This is a genomic window from Frateuria defendens (genome assembly GCF_001182895.1).
GTDB lineage: Bacteria > Pseudomonadota > Gammaproteobacteria > Xanthomonadales > Rhodanobacteraceae > Frateuria_B > Frateuria_B defendens.
In genome coordinates, this window is sequence record NZ_LFQR01000322.1 from 1 (window position 1) to 234 (window position 234).

The 234-nt window shown below is 73.1% G+C and carries 1 protein-coding gene; it reads right to left on the bottom strand.

What is annotated here, in order from left to right; translation table 11 throughout:
- Window positions 1-105: 105 nt before the first annotated feature.
- Entirely contained in the window at window positions 106-225 is a 120-nt protein-coding gene (locus tag ACH65_RS19425) for a diguanylate cyclase domain-containing protein (RefSeq protein WP_272913788.1), read from the bottom strand.
- Window positions 226-234: the final 9 nt, after the last annotated feature.

Here is a 234-nt window from a genome sequence, read left to right on the forward strand (position 1 = left end):
AAGCGGAGTGAGCGGCGCGGTGCCGCTCGCTTCCGACTCCCCTCAAGGCCGGCCGGCAAAAGCCGCCCGCAACCAGTCCTGCATCAACCGGTAGCTGCGCGCCGCTCACTCCGCTTCCACCACCACCGCGTTGCGGCCCATGCGCTTGGCGCGGTACAGCGCGGCATCGGCGCGGGCGATCAGCGTCTGCAGGCGTTCGCCCGGCCGCAGCGCCGCCACGCCGATGCTGGCGGT